The following is a 15,602-nucleotide window of genomic DNA, read 5'->3' on the forward strand; positions in this document are numbered from 1 at the left end:
CCTAATTTCCGCGGGAGTTCAGGATAGAAACTTCTCGTTTTCCCGATCCAGGAGAGATCCGGTACGATCGCGGTTCTGCACATGAGCGGGGAGTGAAATCACCATCAAGTACACCAGGATTAACAATTTTGATAAGGTTGGTGTATTAAATGAGGAATGCAGGGGAAAGCAGGTGACAATTGATATCCTGAAGGCCATCGTCCGCGAAGGGCAGGTATACTGACCCTCATGGCGCTGTGCTCGTATCCTGCCGAACATCACGCCCACTCCTCTTCGAGGCCCCCTGACTGCACATAGTGGTTGAGATACAACTCGATGCAATGGTGACTCTTCTCGCGGACACCGTCGCGGAAGAGCACTGCACGGGCAGCGTGGGATCATGCCATATACACCCCGATCAGGCTTATTCTTCTTGCACCGAGCCCGGCTACCTGCCGCGCCTCGTCAAGATAAGATTGGGCGAGGCTCAACGATTCTCTGGCTTTCTCCGCAGAAGACGTGACCCTGCGAAGCATCTTCTCTCTAAAGCAATTCTCAAGCGTTGTCAATGGGTGCACCCCCAAGAGTTAGACTCGACCGGACGAGGCTGATGTAAAACGGCTGATCGGTCTCTTTCAGGTCAGACAGTCTCTCCGGGGTGAGAATGAGCAGGTTTGCCTCAGTCCCGACCACCGCACCTGCCCTTCTCCCGACCCTTGCCGCATGGACCTCAAGATCGGGCGTATACTCATCAACGAGCACCCGGAGGTCGAGGTCACTGCCGGCCGTGTTCGCCCCCTCCGCATAGCTCCCGTAGATACCTATCCCCCGGGCCCATTCCGGGAGCGGAACCCCGGCCGCAAGGAGGTCGATGTAGCAGGCGTTTCACTGCCAGACTTCGGGCGTTCTCGCTCCAGGTGTATGCCCGGTCATGTTGCGTACAGAAACCGCCTTTGACAAGCAGGCGCAGGTAGCGTGAGACAAGAGGTTTTGAGGTCCCGGTTGCCCCGGCAACATACCGGAGGATGCATATCCTTTCCTCGGTCCTGAAGAGTTCGGTTAACACCGGTTTTCCCATGTTGTTTCTGCCTCTGAAGAGAATGTTTCCGGATCGGAAACACAAGGGCGCTGGGACAGAGCCACCCGCTCCCATGATTGTGATGCCGTCTCCGGCGGTTCTTGAGCCTTGCCCATCCAACGTCCCCGATCCTGCGCAGAAGGGGCCCACCCCTTCCATGCAACCGCCGGACCATACCTCTTGCCTGGCAACCGTTCAGCGTATTGAACGGCAATTCATTGTATTATATGCTCCGGAGGTTTTTGAGTGGTTCGTAGGGCACCAGATCCTTGCCCGGGAGATTGCAGTCGCTCGCTCCTGCTGATTGCCCGACACCGCTTTCAGTCCAGGATACTCCCCCTCGACGGAGGGCCTTCCGGCCTGTCTTATTTGCCACCGGCACCAGCCGGGCACCCCTCTCACAACGGGCTTTCTCTCCCAGAAAAGCCTTTTTATAGGGAGGCCGTGCTATCCGCCACAATCAGCACCGGGAGAGATCCAATGCTCCGTAGCCCCTCAACGAAGAGCCCTGCCACCCGGGGTGACGAGCCGTGACGCACCCCGATCCCCTCATGGATGCCGCAGCCGCCGCCCTCTTTCTCCTCCTCGTCACCGGGGCGGCGCTCCTCCTCAGCAGTTACATCCACCGGGTCTTCTCCGGGGGTGTATCCGCGGGCCTTCCCGGCGCGATCGAGCGGACTGTCTACCGGTTCATCGGGACCACCCCCGAAGAGGAGGAGGGATGGCGGGGCTACACCCGGGACCTGCTCATCTTCAACGGCATCGGATTTGTCGTCCTCTTTGCTCTCCTCCTCCTGCAGGGCGCCCTCCCGCTCAACCCTGGGGGTGTTGGCGCATTCGATCCCCTGACTGCGGTGAACGCCGCCGTCAGTTTCGTCACCAACACGAACTGGCAGGTCTACAGCGGAGAGGTCTCGGCGAGTTACCTCTCCCAGATGGCGGGGTTCACCGTCCAGAACTTCCTCTCGGCCGCCACCGGGATCTGCATTGCGATCGCGGTGATGCGGGGGCTCACCAGCCAGTCGACCGACCGGATAGGGAACTTCTGGGTGGATATGACCCGCTCTGTCCTCTACATACTGCTCCCGCTCGCCCTCACCGCCGCCCTCCTGCTCGCCTCCCAGGGGGTCATCCAGAATCTGGACGCGTCCGTCACAGCCGGGCCGCAGACGATCGCCATGGGGCCGGTCGCCTCTCAGGAGGCGATAAAACTCCTCGGCACAAACGGCGGCGGGTTCTTCGCCGCCAACTCCGCGCACCCCTACGAGAACCCAACCGCCATCAGCAACCTCATCGAGGCCTTCCTGATCCTGCTCGTTCCCGCCGCCCTCCCCTTCGTCTTCGGCCGGATGACCGGGGCCATGCGGCAGGGATGGGCCATCTATGCCGTTATGCTCACGATCTACGTCGCAGCCTTCGGCGGCCTTTACGCTGCGGAACTCGCCGGAAACCCGCTGATGGGCGAACTCGGTGTTTCGGGGATCTCCATGGAGGGCAAAGAGGTCCGGTTTGGCCTTCTGGGCACGGCGCTCTTTGCCACATCGACGACCGCGACGTCCTGCGGCGCAGTCGATGCCATGCACGACTCGCTCACCCCGCTTGGAGGTATGGTCCCTATGCTCCTGATCCTCCTCGGCGAGGTCGTCTTCGGCGGGGTAGGTTCGGGGTTCTACACCGTCACCGGTTTCGTGGTGGTCGCCGTCTTCATCGCCGGGCTGATGATCGGGCGGACCCCTGAGTTCCTCGGCAAGAAGATCGAGGCTGCGGAGATGCAGATGGCGGTTGTCACCGTCCTCGTCCCGGGTGTGCTCGTGCTCCTCCTCTCCGGCATCACGCTCGCCCTGCCCTGGGCGATGGGAAACCCGGGCCCGCACGGGCTCTCGGAGGTGGTCTACGCCTTCGCATCCATGTCCAACAACAACGGGAGCGCTTTTGCCGGGCTTGACGCCACCGGTCCCTTCTACGTGATCGCCGGCGCGCTCGCGATGGCCGTCGGGAGGTTCGCCCCGGCCATCGCCATGCTGGTCCTCGCGGGATCGATGGCAGAGAAGAAGGCCATTCCTCCCGGGCCGGGGACGCTCTCCACCGCCTCCCCGGCGTTTGTGGCCTGGACGACCCTTATCATCCTGCTCGTCGGCGGGCTCACGTTCTTTCCGCTCCTGGCGATGGGACCCGTTGCAGAATACCTGCTGATGGTGGGCGGGGTGTGAGCCGATGGCCCGGAAACGGTATCCCCGCATCGCTGCCTTCGAGCCGGACCTGATCCGTGGGGCCCTCATCGGTGCCATGCTGAGACTGGACCCCCGGAAACTGGTCGGAAATCCGGTGATGCTCCTCGTCGAGATCGGCGGCATTATAACAACCCTGATCGCCCTCGCCGGGCTCGCCGCCCCGACCGCCGGAGGAGTCTTCTTCCCCGGCATGGTCTCGCTCTGGCTCTGGCTGACTGTGCTCTTCGCGAACTTCGCCGAGTCGCTCTCAGAAGGCCGGGGGAAGGCGCGGGCTGCGTCGCTCCGGGAGTCGAGGGGCGGTGTGCCCGCCCACAAACTCCGGGAAGAGGCGTTCGGCGCCCCGACTGTCGAGGTGCCGTCCTCTGACCTCAGGCCCGGCGACCTCGTCCTGGTGCGGACAGGCGAGGTCGTCCCGGGCGACGGCGAGGTGGTGAAGGGCGCCGCCCTGGTCAACGAAGCGGCCATAACCGGGGAGTCCGCCCCGGTGGTGCGCGAATCGGGCGGCGACCGGAGCGCCGTGACCGGGGGGACCACAGTGATCGCAAACGAGATCATCGTCAGGATCACCGCCGAGCCCGGGCAGACGTTCCTCGATCGCATGATCGCCATGGTCGAGGGGGCAGAGCGGCGCAAGACCCCCAACGAGGTCGCGCTCGATATCCTGCTCCTCTCCCTGACCGCCGTCTTTCTTCTGGCCGTCGCGAACATCTATCCGGCCTCCGCCTACAGCGCGGCCGCAAGCGGCACGGGCGCCCCCGTCGGCCTCGTGGTGCTCGTCGCACTCTTCGTCTGCCTCGCCCCCACGACCATCGCGGCACTGCTGCCGGCGATCGGTATCGCGGGGATGGACCGGCTTTTCCAGCACAACGTCGTCGCCCTTTCAGGAAGGGCAATCGAGGCCGCAGGCGACGTGAACGTCCTGCTCCTCGACAAGACCGGGACGATCACCCTCGGCAACCGGCAGGCGACCGAGTTCGTCCCGGTGGAGGGGCAGGCCCGGGCCGACCTGATGGAAGCCGCTCTCCTCTCCTCTGCCGCCGACGAGACACCGGAGGGGAGGAGTATCGTCGCCCTCGTCCGGGAGAAGACCGGGACTACCATCACCTGTCCTCCCGGGACGAAGTTCATCCCCTTCTCGGCTGCAACCCGGGTGAGCGGCGCGGAGTGCCACGGAACGACCTACCTGAAGGGCGCTACCGACGCGATAGTGAAGGCGGTCCGGGATCGCAGCGGGGCCCCGCCCCCGGATCTCGCGGCGAAGGTGACCGGGATCGCATCGGCGGGCGGCACGCCGCTGGTTGTAGCCCGCGGCCCGACGATCCTCGGCGTCATATTCCTCAAGGATATACTGAAGACCGGGATCCGGGAGCGGTTCTCCGACCTGCGCCGGATCGGCATCCGGACGGTGATGATCACCGGCGACAATCCGCTCACCGCCGCTGCTATCGCGGCAGAAGCAGGCGTGGACGACTACCTGGCCGAGGCGAAGCCGGACGACAAACTCCGGCTGATCCGCGGCTACCAGGACGAGGGCTACATGGTTGCCATGACCGGCGACGGGACCAACGACGCACCCGCCCTGGCCCAGGCGGACGTGGCGGTTGCGATGAACAGCGGCACCCAGCCGGCCCGGGAAGCGGCCAACATCATCGACCTGGACAGCGACCCGACGAAACTCCTGGATATCGTCGAGGTCGGCAAGGAGATCCTGATGACCCGGGGCGCCCTGACCACCTTCTCGATAGCAAACGATATCGCCAAGTACTTTGCCATCATCCCCGCCGCGCTCGCCGGGGTCTACCCGCGCCTTGCGGTCCTGAACATCATGGGCCTGGCAACGCCCGGGTCGGCCATCCTCTCGGCAGTCATCTTCAACGCGCTGGTCATACCGCTCCTGATCCCGCTCGCACTCGCCGGGGTCCGGTTCAGGCCGATGCCGGCATCGCAACTCTTCGCCTACAACCTGACCATCTTCGGCCTCGGGGGCGTCGTCGCGCCGTTCATCGGCATCAAGGTGATCGACCTCGTGATCTCCGGCATCCTGCCGATATAGGAGAAAACGATGAAAGAACCTCTCAGGCGCGCCATACTCCTCTTTGCCCTGCTTGCGACCGTCACGGGGGTCGCCTACCCTCTCGCGGTGACGCTCATCGCCGGGGCCGTTTTCCCCTTCCAGGCACACGGGAGCCTTGTTACCGGCGACGACGGCCGGATTATCGGGTCGGTGCTCATCGGCCAGAACTTCACCGCACCGTTCTACTTCCAGGGCCGCCCGTCGGCGACGCCGCTGACCGCATACAACGCCTCGCACTCAGGCGGGTCAAACCTGGGACCGACGAACCCCGTCCTCCTCGAGCAGGTTACAGGAAGAGTGCAGGCGCTCAGGGAGGCCGGCGTGGCCGGCCTGATCCCTGCCGACCTGGTCATGACGTCAGGGAGCGGGCTTGACCCGCATATCAGCCTTGACGCGGCGCTGGTGCAGGTCCCGGCGGTTGCAAAGGCGCGCGGTCTCCCAAAAGATGAGGTCCGGGCGCTCGTCATGGCTGAGGCCGTCGATTCGCCGTTTGTAGGGACGTACGTCAATGTCCTCTCGCTTAACCGGGCGCTGGACCGCATGGAAGGAGAGGATGCATGAAGGCCGGTGAAGAGGAAGGGCGGCCCCTGCCCGAGGATCTGCTCGCCATCGCCCGCGGTTCGGAGGAGGGGAGAGGGCGGCTGATGATCTACCTCGGCTACGCAGCCGGTGTGGGGAAGACCTATACGATGCTCCAGGACGCCCTCCAGCGGCGGGGAGAGGGGGTCGATATCGTCATCGGCTACGTGGAGACGCACGGCCGGCCGGAGACCGAGGCCCTCGCCGCGCGGCTTGAGGTTGTTCCTCCAGCAATCATCGGCTACCAGGGCCTCGACCTCCGGGAGATGGACCTTGATGCCATCATCAGGCGGCACCCGGAGGTCGCCCTCGTCGACGAACTCGCCCACACCAACGCGCCGGGGAGCCGCCACGTCAAGCGCTACGAGGATATCGAGGAACTCCTCCGTGCCGGCATATCGGTCTATACGACCGTCAACATCCAGCATATCGAGAGCCAGAACGATGCCGTCGCCCAGATCACCGGCATCCGGGTTCTGGAGACCGTGCCGGATACGTTTCTCTCCGGCGCCGATGAGATCCGGCTCGTCGACGTCACCCCGGAGGAACTGCGGCTCCGCCTCAGGGCAGGGAAGGTCTACGTCAGGAATATGGCCGAAGCGGCCATAAACCGGTTCTTCAGCACCGGAAACCTTCTCGCTCTCCGACAACTTACCCTGCGCTATGTGGCGACCGCCACCGACCAGCAGATGATCGGCCATATGCGGGCCCGCGCTATCCCGGGCCCCTGGCCGGCAGCAGAACGACTCCTGGTCGGGATCCGGCCGGGCCCGACGGCCGGGCAGATGGTGCGGGCGGGATACCGGCTTGCCACCCGGTTCGACGCCGACTGGGTGGTGCTCACGGTGGATGTGGGGAGCGATCGCCCGCTCACGCTCAAGGAGCGCGCCTGGCTCACGGCGGCTCTGGAGGCCGGACGGAGGCTCGGGGGCCGGATCGTTCGTCTTCGCGGCGAGGATGCCGCCGACGAGATCCTCCGCTATGCCCGGCGGAACAATGTCACCATGATCATGCTCGGAAAGCCCAGGGGGGTCGATATCCTCTTCTCCCCGGTCTACAGAATGCTGCGGCGGTCCCGGGGCATCGATATCTTCCTCTATGAGCCCAAAGGTGACCTTGCGCGTATCCCCATCCGCTGGCAGGTCCCGCACCTCCTCTCCTGGGACTACGCCGCAAGCCTCGTCCTGATAGCCGCCGCCTGGGGTGCGAGCGTCCTCCTCCGGGGGGTTATCCAGCCGGAGTTCCTCCTGGTCATCCAGCTCCTGCCCGTTGTGGTGACCGCGCTCTTCTTCCGGCGGGGGGCCGCCCTGTTTGCAGCCATCGCAAGCATCCTTGCATTCGACCTCATCTTCGTCAAGCCTTACTACTCCCTGACGATAGAGGACTGGGGCTACTTTGCCGCGTTTGCCGGTTATGTCGTCATCGCTCTCGTGGTCAGCAGACTCGCTTACCGGCTCCGTCGCACCCTCCCCCGGATCAGGGAGAGCGAGGCTGAGGTTGAGGCGGTCGCCGGGCTCTCTCGTGACCTTGCCCGGGCCGCAACAAGGCAGGATGTCTTCGATACCCTTGCCCGCCACATGCAGGGGTTTGAACCCGGCTCGTCTGCGGTGCTCGTGCCCGGCCCCGCCGGGCTGCATGTCCAGGCAGGCGATGCTGCCTACCCTCTCCCCACAAAGGAGCGGTCGATCGCCCAGTGGGCCTACGACAACGGCGAGGCTGCTGGCCGGGGAACCGATAACCTCCCCTCCGGGACGGGACACTACGTCCCCGTCAGGGCGCACAGGCCCATCTTCGGCATCATGGCGTTCGCCTTCGACGACCCTGAGGGGGTGCTCACCCCGGAGAATAAAGAGGTCTTCCAGACGATGGCGCTCCTTGCGGCGCTGGCCCTGGAGCGAATGGGCTGACCGTGTACAGAAAAAAGGGGTGATACGTTAATCGATGGCGATGAAGGCCTGTTTCCCCACCCCGGCATAGGCGCCGCAGACAGGGCATATAGTTATCAGGCAGGTCTCTGAACGCGGTCCCGGCGGCTATGCCCCGTTTGGGCTCTCCCCGCTCCGGTTCGTAGATGTGCCCGCGGGCCACGCAGAGGTAGCGGCCGGCTCTCTCAGCCATGACCCGGAACGACCTCGGCCCCTGCTGATCCTGGGGTTCCAGGGAACGTGGAAGGACCGGAGAGAGTCTCCCCCGACCGGAGCCCACGACCTCCCTCATTGCAGCACCGCGCAAAGGTATTTCATGTATGACGACAGATTAAATGAGGTAAGCGGGGTGCGAAAGCGCAACCGATGCATCTTCCATCTCTGTTCATGCACAGAGGTGTAATTTCCTCATATCCGGGCGAGGGTTGCCAAGCCAGGTCAAAGGCGCAAGGTTGAGGGCCTTGTCTCGTAGGAGTTCGAGCGTTCGAATCGCTCCCCTCGCACTCATTTTCCAGGATTTTTGTAGAGTCTACAGCATCCACCCCCGGGCAGGGCGCGCCCCCTGCAACGCAGAGCAGCGCCGGCAGAGAACCCGCGGCCAATCTCGAGGCAGAAAGAAGAGATGATGTGTCCGGTTCGGGGAACTTACAGAATGGTGTCAAGGGGTGCAAGCAAGCCCCCGGCTTGAGCCGTGGGGATGAATTGCACCCCCTGGGCAGAACACTTTCACCCCGCACGGGAGACCTTATAGCCTGGTGACCGCCTATGGATCCATAGAGCCTGCAATGAGGCACGTCACCAGATACCGGATCTACCCCTCTCACGCCGTTGAACAGCGGCTGTTCACCGGGTTTGTGAGGTGTACCTTTGTCCGGAACTGGTGTCTTGAGAACAAGGTGTATCGCGACTCCTGCCTCCCGAAGCTGAAAGAAGAGTTTCCTGAGCTGAAGGAAGTCCACAGCAAGGTGCTGCAGAATGTCGTCCAGCAGATCGCCCACAACCTCCACGCTCTCAAGAGACTGAAGGCTACGGGAAGAAAGGTCGGCAAGCTCCGGAAGAAGTGGGTTCATTCGATGATCTACGAGCAGACCGGGTTCAAGCTCACGGGCAACCGCCTCTGGTTGAGCAAGATCGGAGAGCTGCCGATCGAACTCAGCCGCCCGGTGCCCGGACGGATCAAGCAGATCGTGATCAAGCACACCCCGGCCCACAAATGGTTCGTGGCGATCATCTCCGAGACCTCTGATGCCCCGGAGCCGACTGCTGGCACTCGAGCAGTCGGGATCGACCTGAACCTGGAGAACTTCTCCACCGATACTGATGGAGTGGTCTTCGAGCACCCGCACAACGTCAGGAAAACTGCGAAGCGGCTTCGCCGGGCTCAGAAGAAATTATCGCGGGCCGTGAAAGGCAGCAGGAACCGCCGCAAGCAGCGGGTCAGGGTTGCCCGGATCCACGAGCAGGTGGAGAACCGGAGGAACGACTTCCTGCACAAGTGGAGCCGGTACTATGTTGATCGATATGATCACATCGCCCTGGAACACCTGAACATCAGGCCGATGGTTGAGTCGCTGGATGCGAAACTCCGCGGCAGATCCAGATCTATTCTCGATGCCGCGTGGTATAAGGCCCGGGAGTTCATCCGCTACAAAGCTGCGAATGCTGGTACGTATGTGCATCTGGTCGATCCGGCCTACACGACCCAGGACTGTTTCCTCTGCGGGCACCGCGAAAAGAAGGATCTCGCGCAGCGGACCCATTGTTGTCCGGTCTGCGGATACACTGTCCCGCGAGATCTGAACGCCGCGCAGAATATTCTCAAACGAGCAGCCGTAGGGTGGGGCACACCCGAATCTACGCTTGTGGAGATCAGAACCACTACACCGCCAAGCCCGGCGGTGCAAGTTCCGGTCAACGAAGCAAGAATCTCCAGGCTTTAGCCCGGGGAGAGTGTCAAGCCAGCGCTTCATGGCGCCGCTGGCAGCGTATCTGCAACTCTTCCCACTCGTCCGGGTGCTCCTCGGCCCACTCCTGGATGACGTGAGCGACCCGATCCCGCGACTCGGGATCTCCCCGGTAGTTCACCAGGACGCGATCAACCACCACTCCAATCTGTTCTTCCGGATGCCGGCTATCATCTGCCATAATTCATACCTCCTGATACGCTCCGGGCGCTCACACGGAGTGAAGATTTGACACCATATAATCCTGATCCTCCTCCGGCAACGGTACCAGGCAGTCACGTATTGCCTGAAACGAGGCGCCGCACCCTTTTTTCGCTCATTCCATCCCGATCCTGCCACTGGGCGCATGTCCACGGCCACCGGGCGCATGTCCACGAAATGCGCATGCCTGTGTTCCGGGGGTGCCCGGGTTCTTGATCCCTTACTCCGGCCGGTGTGCCGGCACCGCGCCGCAGGGGTTATTGTGCCCAGGGAAGAAGAACATAGGAACAATCATGAGACTCGGCGTGCTCTTCTCCGGCGGGAAAGACTCCCTCTTCGCCTGCTGGAAGGCGATGCAGCAGGAGGAGGTAGCCTGCCTGATAACAGTCGTCTCCCAAAACCCGGAGAGTTACATGTTCCACACCCCGAACATCCGCCTCGCCGCACTGCAGGCCGAGGCGGCGGGGCTCCCCCTCGTGGAGGTGGAGACGGCAGGCGAGAAGGAGGCAGAACTCCTGGATCTCGCGCGGGCTCTCCTCCAGGCCAGGGAACAGTTCGGGATCGAGGGGGTCGTCACCGGGGCGATCCTCTCGGTCTACCAGGCGACACGGGTCCAGCGGATCTGCCGTGAGCTGGACCTCTGGTGCTTCAACCCGCTCTGGCACGCGGACCAGGAGGCCTACATGGAGGAACTCATCAACTCCAGGTTCCGGGTCATCATCGCGGGTGTCTTCTCCTGCCCTTTCGACGCATCCTGGCTAGGGAGGGAGATCGACCGTCGCGCCCTCGACGAACTCCGGGATGCCGCCCAAAAATACCAGATCACCCTCACCGGCGAAGGAGGGGAGTTTGAGACGTTCGTCGTCGACGCCCCCTTCTTCTCCCGGCGGATCGTGATCGAGGAGGCATCAAGGACTTACCGGAACTACAACGGTATCCTCCGGATCGAGCGTGCGGGGCTGGTGGAAAAATGATCCTGGTCATCGACCTCTGCTACCGGAATGACTCCCTCTCCCGTGCCGAGTTCGTCGGGCCGGTCGAACGAATTCTCCGGGAGGCCGGAGCAGAGTTCGCCGTCCGTCACTACATCGCTGCCGGCGCACCGGAGATCGAGGCCGCGGACGCGGTGATCCTCTGCGGGACGGCATTGAAGGACACCGGGTTTACAGAGCACCCCGAGATGTTCCGGTGGCTTCTTGCATTCGAGCGCCCGGTGCTCGGCATATCTTCCGGCATGCGGGCCCTCGCGGCGGCCTTCGGGGGCGGCACCGAGCCATGCTACGAGATAGGTATGATCGACGTCCAGGTGCTCGCGCCCGACCCCCTCTTCGCCGGGAGGGAGGGATTTAGAGCGTACGAACTGCATGAATCCGCTGTCCGGGTTCCTGAGGGGTTCATACCTCTCGCCGTCTCGGACCGGTGCGTCCAGGCTATCCGGCACCCCTCGCTCCCGCTCTACGGCCTCCTCTTCCACCCGGAGGTCAGGAACGAGTGGGCCATCGAGCAGTTCCTCCGGCTGGTGGAGACCGCTCAGTAACACTTATCCCCGGAACCCTTGGTTAAGGGGGTAGAGGTGCTCCGGACGCATCCTGGTGCACCTCGCACGAGGATGAAGTTGAAGCTACGCCGTATCCGGACCCTGCCGGCGGGGGTGTGAAGGGGTGCCCGACCCGTTCAGGCTGCTTGTCATCACCGGGAACCCGGGCGATGCCCCCCTGGTCAAGGAGATGCTCCGGGAGGCCGGGTTCCCGGCTGAGGCGGTCTCGCACCGGCAGTTTGCCGAAGGTCTCGACGCTCTCCGGCGAGAGCCGTTCGACCTTATCCTGCTCGACCCTGGCGGCCACGAACCTGCGGAGGTGGCGCGGCTGAGCGACGAAGCGCCCGGTGTTCCGGTCATCCTCCTTGTCTCGCGTGACGACCTCGATGCGGAGGTCAGGGCGCTCTGGCACGGTGCAGACGATTACCTGGTCCGGGAGGGGATCACCCCCGAACTCCTGGTCTGCACCATCCGGCACGCTCTCGCGCTGAAGCGTGCGGAGGTGGCGCTCAAAAGAGTGGAGGATGTGTGGCGCGAGATCACCGGGAGTCTGCACGAGGGGGTTCTGGTGGTCGACCGGGGAGGTACCACAGTCTTTGCCAGCGCCCGGATGGCGGAGATCCTCGGCTACGCCGAGGGCGAGATGCCGGGAACCTCCTTCCTCTCCTTCGTTGATCCCGCTGACGTTCCGCGGGCGAAGGCCCTGATCGGGCGGTGGGGGCAGGGCGGGCGGGAGGAGGCCGAGCTCCGGCTCCAGCGTTCCGATGGTGATGCGGTCGACGTCAGGTTCGTCACATCCCCGGTCGCCGGCGGAAGCGCCGGGTGTCTGGGTGTGGCCGTCGATGTCATGGATCTCGGGCGGCGACTCGCTGAGGAGAAGCCCGGGCGCAGGAACGCTCATTTTTACATCATCAACCAGGTGGTCAGGGCCGCAACAGCATCGACGGGCATGGACGAACTGCTGGCAGGCGTGCTTGAGAAGACCATGGAACTCCTTGGTTTTGAAGGAGGCGGGGTATACCTGATCGACCCCGGCCGGTCGAGGGCGGATCTTGTCGCCGAGATCGGGCTCCCGGACGAGAACTCGCTCCGGCGGCGGATCGTCGACCTGAACGCCCCGCCGTACGATGCGGTTCTCGGGCGGGGTATGGCACACCTTGTGGAGGATTACCCCCGCTGTTGCCCGCAGGATGCCGGGGCAGGAATCCAGGCGTTTGCGAGCATCCCCATCATCGCCGGGGACCGGGTTATCGGCGCCGTCAACCTGGTCAGCCGGGATGTGCACGTCTTCTCACAAGACGAGCGTGAACTGCTCACCTCCATCGGCCGGGAGATCGGGGGCGCCGTCGAGCGGATGCGGCTCCACGAGCAGGCGAACTTCTACCTGGATCTCATGACGCACGACATCAACAACGCAAACACCGCCGCCATCGGCTACGCGATGCTCCTTGCCGAGACACTCTCCGGGCCGGATAAGGGCCTTGCCCGGAAGCTCGCGGCCGCCGTCAGGCAGAGTGCCGAGATCATCGGGAACGTCTCGGCGATACGGCGGATCGCAGAAGAGGCGCCTGTGTCCGGGCCGGTGAACCTCGACCACGTCATGAGAAGCGTCATCTGCCTCTTTCCGGACGCCGATATCTGCTACGTGCCGCAGGGCCGGTTGGTCGCCGCCGACGACCTCCTCGCCGAAGTCTTCATAAACCTCATCGGCAACGCCGTCAAGTTCGGCGGCCCCGGTGTCTCGGTCCGGATCGTCGCCCGGGAGGAGGAGTGGGCCGTTCTGGTCTCGGTCGAGGATACCGGCCCGGGGATACCGGACGCCGAGAAACCCCGGGTATTTGAGAAGTTCAGGAAAAGTGGAACGAAGAGCGGCAAAGGGCTCGGCCTCTACATCACGCGCATTCTGATAGAGCGCTATGGGGGCCGGATACGGGTCGACGACCGGGTGCCGGGTTATCCGGAATCGGGCGCTGCCTTCCGGTTCACGCTCCCGGCGTGGCCTCCGGGGGAGGAGAGCGGTCAGCGGCCGTAGCGGTTGATCGTGTTGATCAGGGCCGCGAACCCTTCCATCTCCTTCTCGAGCACCTCTGTCCGGGTCATGCCCATACTCATCTCCGCATCGGCCGTCAGCATCTCGGGGCCGCGCACCACGTCGCGGTCGACGCCGTCGGCGGAGAGGATTGCCCGGGCCTCGGCATCATGGACAAACGCCCGGCCGGGGATGATCACGACATCCTCGAGCCTCTTTGGGTTTACCCCGGCGAGGTCGTCGCCGGTGATGAGACAGGCTATCTCTTTTCTGACCCTGACGACCCTTGAACGGTAGCCGCGGATAGAGAGGATCCGTTGGATGAAGGGTGCCGCGACGCTCCCGGTGATCACCGTCGCACGTTTCCTGACCCGGGGGAGCTTCTTCAAGAGGTCGGGCTCGTGGAGGATTGCAAACGGCGACCCGATCGTGGGGTCCCCGAGCGGGGTTCCGCTGATCTTCATCGAGAACCGCTGGTTGAGGTCGGTGACGATGTCGCGGAACTCGTCGACGGTCTGGACCTCCTGTCCCTCGATAAGCGGCGCGTTGCCGAGGATGAGCCCCTGATCCGTCCGGTTTGCAAACCGCATCAGGATCAGCCCTTTCGCGCCCCGCTCCTCCAGCCACGCGCAGGTCTGCTCGAGGGTTTCACCGTCGTTGACGCCCGGGATGACGACGGCGGCAGCATAAACGTCGATTGCGCCGCAGAGCCGGTCGAGGACCGCGAGCGAGGCTTCCGGCGTCGGGTCGTGCATCCACTGCCGCCGGAGGTCGGAGTCGGCGGCGAAGACGGTGTAGGAGACCTCGGAGAGACCGTTCTCGATGAGGAAATCGGCGATGGTCGGGTCATCGAATCCCTTGCCGCTGGTATAACCGATATGGAGCGGCGCCTCCATGCTGCCGAGCAGTTCAACGAGGTCGCGGAACTCCGGATAGCAGCTCGGATCCCCGCCGCCGCTGATGGTGATCCGGTCGATATCGTCGCCTATCACCTGGAGGTTCGCAAGCGTCTCGTCGGCGACGGTCCGGAGGTCCTTGAACCCCGTGTAACCCTCCCGCACGCCCCGGGTGCAGTAGTCGCAGCCTTTCTGAAAGGGGAGGCAGTACCTGCAGCCGAACGACGTCGTCCCCTGGACGTGTTTAAAGTAGCAGTACGAACAGAATCCCCGGCAGTCGAGGCCGGGCCGGCCCCCGAGATCGACGGTGAGATGCGACATCCTGTTGGTACTTCTGTGCTCCTCTGTTATGAACGTTGCAGACCCGCTCCTGCCGTCGTCCCGCGGCGCCGGTTCGCCGGCCGAACGGGCGTCGCCGTTGCGGCCGGTCCGCGAGGTTGGGGCTGCCGGGGCACCGTACGCCTTATGCTCCGGCGGGATGATGTAGCCAGGGAGGAGGAAGGGTATGCGAACGAGTCACCGGCTGCTGCTCCGGCTCTACCATGACCCCGGCTATGACTTCTCCCGGGTCTCGGTCGAGTATGTCGATCGGGGAGCCCCAAACGACCGCTCGACGGTGCAGGGCGACCGGGTCCTCGCGCTCGACGCGCAGTACCTGGAGGTCGACGCCGGAACCCATGTCGCCTGTATCCCCTATCACCGGATCCGCCGCATCCTCTACGACGGCGAGACTGTCTGGGAGCGCGACGCTCTGCCAGGAGCAGAGTGTGAGAAACCCGAAGGATTTCGAGTCGCGACTGGCGGTGAGAATCGCAACTGGCTGTAGGGCAGGAGCATGAGCACCGGAGGTGCGAGCCGTGACCGGTCGGAGGCTACCGGGGAACTATGAGAGATCCAGCGCCATCTTTTTTACTGCAGACGATCTATGATATAAGGTATGCCCCAGTGGCTTAGTGGTATAGCGGCTGACTTGTAATCAGCAGGTCCCGTGTTCAAATCACGGCTGGGGCTTAATCTCTTTTATCTCTGCGGGGTTGAAGGGGCAGAGCGGGAAGACCCCCTACGCAAGCTGGGGGATGGGAGCGGAGCCCCTTCGTCCGGCGATCCCC

14 protein-coding genes and 2 tRNA genes are annotated in these 15,602 nt (G+C 63.7%); 11 read left to right on the forward strand and 5 right to left on the reverse strand.

The window, feature by feature from the left end:
- Positions 1–377 precede the first annotated feature (377 nt).
- Positions 378–515: a hypothetical protein gene (locus tag BP846_RS05230; RefSeq protein ID WP_292393128.1), complete on the reverse strand. Its 138-nt coding sequence runs from the start codon at positions 513–515 to the stop codon at positions 378–380.
- A gap of 19 nt (positions 516–534) precedes the next feature.
- Positions 535–852: a nucleotidyltransferase domain-containing protein gene (locus BP846_RS05235; protein WP_349680756.1), complete on the reverse strand. Its 318-nt coding sequence runs from the start codon at positions 850–852 to the stop codon at positions 535–537.
- A 735-nt stretch (positions 853–1,587) separates the two neighbouring features.
- Between BP846_RS05235 and kdpA the strand changes: the two genes are divergently transcribed.
- The 4 genes from kdpA to BP846_RS05255 are packed head-to-tail and all read left to right on the forward strand — an operon-like array spanning position 1,588 to position 7,848.
- Positions 1,588–3,267 carry a potassium-transporting ATPase subunit KdpA gene (gene kdpA / locus BP846_RS05240; protein WP_292393130.1) on the forward strand — a complete coding sequence of 560 codons (1,680 nt, stop codon included), beginning with the start codon at positions 1,588–1,590 and terminating at the stop codon, positions 3,265–3,267.
- A 4-nt stretch (positions 3,268–3,271) separates the two neighbouring features.
- On the forward strand, positions 3,272–5,341 hold the full coding sequence (gene kdpB, locus BP846_RS05245) for a potassium-transporting ATPase subunit KdpB (protein WP_292393132.1): 2,070 nt from the start codon (positions 3,272–3,274) through the stop codon (positions 5,339–5,341).
- 9 nt (positions 5,342–5,350) lie between these two features.
- A complete protein-coding gene (gene kdpC / locus BP846_RS05250) occupies positions 5,351–5,923 on the forward strand; it encodes a potassium-transporting ATPase subunit KdpC (protein ID WP_292393134.1) in 573 nt (190 codons plus the stop codon).
- Entirely contained in the window at positions 5,920–7,848 is a 1,929-nt protein-coding gene (locus tag BP846_RS05255) for a DUF4118 domain-containing protein (RefSeq protein ID WP_292393137.1), read from the forward strand. The genes kdpC and BP846_RS05255 overlap by 4 nt, the downstream gene beginning before the upstream one ends.
- On the opposite strand, the gene BP846_RS05260 is transcribed toward BP846_RS05255, so the two are convergent.
- Complete coding sequence (locus tag BP846_RS05260) at positions 7,775–8,158, reverse strand: rubredoxin (protein ID WP_349680755.1); 384 nt, start codon at positions 8,156–8,158, stop codon at positions 7,775–7,777. The two genes, BP846_RS05255 and BP846_RS05260, sit on opposite strands and share 74 nt — an antisense overlap.
- A gap of 126 nt (positions 8,159–8,284) precedes the next feature.
- Between BP846_RS05260 and BP846_RS05265 the strand changes: the two genes are divergently transcribed.
- Together BP846_RS05265 and BP846_RS05270 are read left to right on the forward strand one after the other, a co-directional pair.
- Positions 8,285–8,369, forward strand: a tRNA-Leu gene (locus tag BP846_RS05265).
- A 282-nt stretch (positions 8,370–8,651) separates the two neighbouring features.
- A complete protein-coding gene (locus tag BP846_RS05270; protein WP_292393139.1) occupies positions 8,652–9,806 on the forward strand; it encodes an RNA-guided endonuclease InsQ/TnpB family protein in 1,155 nt (384 codons plus the stop codon).
- A 13-nt stretch (positions 9,807–9,819) separates the two neighbouring features.
- Here BP846_RS05270 and BP846_RS05275 read toward each other — a convergent pair whose 3' ends face one another.
- Positions 9,820–10,011, reverse strand: coding sequence for a hypothetical protein (locus BP846_RS05275; RefSeq protein ID WP_292393141.1), 192 nt, complete (start codon positions 10,009–10,011; stop codon positions 9,820–9,822).
- Positions 10,012–10,324: 313 nt separating this feature from the next.
- On the opposite strand from BP846_RS05275, the gene BP846_RS05280 reads away from it, so the two are divergent.
- From BP846_RS05280 to BP846_RS05290, 3 genes are all read left to right on the forward strand, one after another.
- A complete protein-coding gene (locus BP846_RS05280; RefSeq protein WP_292393143.1) occupies positions 10,325–11,005 on the forward strand; it encodes a diphthine--ammonia ligase in 681 nt (226 codons plus the stop codon).
- Positions 11,002–11,568 (forward strand): type 1 glutamine amidotransferase, encoded by a 567-nt coding sequence (locus tag BP846_RS05285; protein ID WP_292393145.1) that lies wholly within the window; start codon positions 11,002–11,004, stop codon positions 11,566–11,568. Before BP846_RS05280 ends, BP846_RS05285 begins: the two co-directional genes overlap by 4 nt.
- A gap of 124 nt (positions 11,569–11,692) precedes the next feature.
- The gene (locus BP846_RS05290; protein ID WP_292393148.1) at positions 11,693–13,600 is read left to right on the forward strand and encodes an ATP-binding protein; all 1,908 of its coding nucleotides are present in this window, start codon (positions 11,693–11,695) and stop codon (positions 13,598–13,600) included.
- Here BP846_RS05290 and mmp10 read toward each other — a convergent pair.
- Positions 13,588–14,814: a methyl coenzyme M reductase-arginine methyltransferase Mmp10 gene (gene mmp10, locus BP846_RS05295; protein ID WP_292393150.1), complete on the reverse strand. Its 1,227-nt coding sequence runs from the start codon at positions 14,812–14,814 to the stop codon at positions 13,588–13,590. The two genes, BP846_RS05290 and mmp10, sit on opposite strands and share 13 nt — an antisense overlap.
- Before the next feature lie 184 nt (positions 14,815–14,998).
- Here mmp10 and BP846_RS05300 point away from each other — a divergent pair, with 184 nt between their 5' ends.
- Both BP846_RS05300 and BP846_RS05305 read left to right on the forward strand, forming a co-directional pair.
- Positions 14,999–15,319 carry a DUF504 domain-containing protein gene (locus tag BP846_RS05300; RefSeq protein WP_292393152.1) on the forward strand — a complete coding sequence of 107 codons (321 nt, stop codon included), beginning with the start codon at positions 14,999–15,001 and terminating at the stop codon, positions 15,317–15,319.
- Positions 15,320–15,432: 113 nt separating this feature from the next.
- A tRNA-Thr gene (locus BP846_RS05305) sits at positions 15,433–15,504 on the forward strand.
- Positions 15,505–15,602 lie beyond the last annotated feature (98 nt).

This window comes from Methanoculleus sp. UBA303, from assembly GCA_002501655.1.
GTDB lineage: Archaea > Halobacteriota > Methanomicrobia > Methanomicrobiales > Methanoculleaceae > Methanoculleus.

Excerpts from the sequence above, each read along its gene's own strand:
- BP846_RS05230 (WP_292393128.1), bottom strand. The coding sequence starts at position 515 with ATGCTTCGCAGGGTCACGTCTTCTGCGGAGAAAGCCAGAGAATCGTTG.
- kdpB (WP_292393132.1), top strand. The coding sequence starts at position 3,272 with ATGGCCCGGAAACGGTATCCCCGCATCGCTGCCTTCGAGCCGGACCTG.
- kdpC (WP_292393134.1), top strand. The coding sequence starts at position 5,351 with ATGAAAGAACCTCTCAGGCGCGCCATACTCCTCTTTGCCCTGCTTGCG.
- BP846_RS05255 (WP_292393137.1), top strand. The coding sequence starts at position 5,920 with ATGAAGGCCGGTGAAGAGGAAGGGCGGCCCCTGCCCGAGGATCTGCTC.
- BP846_RS05260 (WP_349680755.1), bottom strand. The coding sequence starts at position 8,158 with ATGAGGGAGGTCGTGGGCTCCGGTCGGGGGAGACTCTCTCCGGTCCTT.
- BP846_RS05270 (WP_292393139.1), top strand. The coding sequence starts at position 8,652 with ATGAGGCACGTCACCAGATACCGGATCTACCCCTCTCACGCCGTTGAA.
- BP846_RS05275 (WP_292393141.1), bottom strand. The coding sequence starts at position 10,011 with ATGGCAGATGATAGCCGGCATCCGGAAGAACAGATTGGAGTGGTGGTT.
- BP846_RS05280 (WP_292393143.1), top strand. The coding sequence starts at position 10,325 with ATGAGACTCGGCGTGCTCTTCTCCGGCGGGAAAGACTCCCTCTTCGCC.
- BP846_RS05285 (WP_292393145.1), top strand. The coding sequence starts at position 11,002 with ATGATCCTGGTCATCGACCTCTGCTACCGGAATGACTCCCTCTCCCGT.
- mmp10 (WP_292393150.1), bottom strand. The coding sequence starts at position 14,814 with ATGTCGCATCTCACCGTCGATCTCGGGGGCCGGCCCGGCCTCGACTGC.
- BP846_RS05300 (WP_292393152.1), top strand. The coding sequence starts at position 14,999 with ATGCGAACGAGTCACCGGCTGCTGCTCCGGCTCTACCATGACCCCGGC.